Source organism: Pseudomonas sp. FH1 (assembly GCF_000510895.2).
In the GTDB taxonomy this organism is placed as follows: Bacteria; Pseudomonadota; Gammaproteobacteria; order Pseudomonadales; family Pseudomonadaceae; genus Aquipseudomonas; species Aquipseudomonas azotoformans_A.
The window spans coordinates 1-1,597 of the sequence record NZ_AOHM01000117.1; the positions used below are offsets into that span (position 1 = coordinate 1).

The 1,597-nt window shown below is 57.7% G+C and carries 1 protein-coding gene; it reads left to right on the forward strand.

The features are described 5' to 3' along the window. Window positions 1-123: 123 nt before the first annotated feature. Complete coding sequence (locus tag H096_RS26020; protein ID WP_004423958.1) at window positions 124-1,395, forward strand: IS4-like element ISPa1635 family transposase; 1,272 nt, start codon at window positions 124-126, stop codon at window positions 1,393-1,395. The last annotated feature ends 202 nt before the right edge of the window (window positions 1,396-1,597 follow it).

A 1,597-nucleotide genomic window follows, 5' to 3' on the forward strand; every position in this document is an offset into this window, starting at 1 on the left:
CAATGTCATCAACTTTGGAAATTATCCATAAATATCATATAATTAGCGCTCAAATCAGTGCATGGGAGAAGCCCTTTTGACTACCTATACCGCATCGCTTGACACCGCCAGCCAAACCCTGGCTTGAAAATTGTACAAAAAATAACCAGCCCGCTCGATTGTCCCGCCTTCATCGCCGCCCACCGCCAGAATCCTCAAGACTTTACCCGCCGACGCCAGCTCACCTTCAAGAACCTCGTCCTGTTCCTGCTCAATCAGCCGCGCACGGCCCTGCAAACCGAACTCGATCAGTTCTATCGCGTACTCAATCAGGCGTCGACTGAGACGCAAATGGTCACTGCGCAGGCCTTCTGCAAAGCGCGCAAAAAGCTCAACCCCGAGGTATTTGAAAGTCTCAATCGCCTCCTGCAGCAACAAATTGACTGCTTCGGGCTGCGCCAGAAGTGGCGTGGGCTGAGGGTGCTCGCGGTGGATGGCTCGACCGTGCATTTACCCCTGGAGTCGACCATGGCGACCTTCTTTGGCAGTCACTCTGGCTTTCCCATGGCTCGCTTGTCCACACTCTACGAAGTCGCTGACGGTCAAACCCTGCATAGCCTGATCGTGCCCCTGACCGTCGGCGAGCGCGACTGTGCCCATCTGCACCTTGAGCACCTGCCGGCTGACAGCCTGACGCTGTTTGACCGTGGTTACCCTGGGCACTGGTTATTCGCGCTGTTCGCGCAGCAACAGCGGCACTTTCTGATGCGCCTGCCCTGTGGCTATAACGCCCAGGTCAAAGCGTTTCTACACTCTGGCCAAGTTGAAGACACACAGCTTTTCGTGGCCAACCATCCTGAAGCACGTCTGTTCTGCTCCGAGGCTGGCGTTGATCCTGCCAGCCAGATCGAGCTGAGACTGATCCGGGTCGAGTTGGCCAACGGCGAAAGCGAGGTATTGCTGACCTCGCTGCTGGATCGAGAAGCCTTTCCCGCTGAGGTGTTTGCCGAGCTTTACCACCGCCGCTGGGGCATCGAAACCGACTTCCGTCGCCTCAAACAAACCCTGACGCTGGACAACTTCAGCGGCCGCAGCGTGACCGCTGTAAAGCAGGACTTTCATGCCGCTCAACTGTTGAAGAACCTGGCGCTGTTGATGCAGCACCTGCTACAGCCGGTCATCGAACAGCGCCACAAAGGTCGCAAGCTGCGATGGAAAGTCAACTTCACCCAAGGCGTGTCACGGCTCAAAAATACCCTGGTCGAGCTGCTGGTGCGGCACTGTGCTCAGGGGCTGAGCAATGTGCTGGCCTTGATGGCTAAAAGCCTCAGTGCCGTACGCTCAGGCCGTAGCTTTGCGCGCCAACGCAAACGCGCAGCCAGCCGAGGTTGTGAGGGCTACAAACCGACGCGCTGAAGAAACACCACCGCCCAACCTCCGTGCAAAAAAAAGCTGGCCACAAGCGGTCGGCATAGGCTCGTCCGGAGAACGAGAAATCTCGCCTAGACAGCCGGAACAGACGATGATCACATCACCGCCAACCCAGCTAGACCGCCTGATTGAGCGGCAGAGGCCTGGTCATCGCCCGACGGCCATGGCGGCTGGCTGCTTCGGGGGG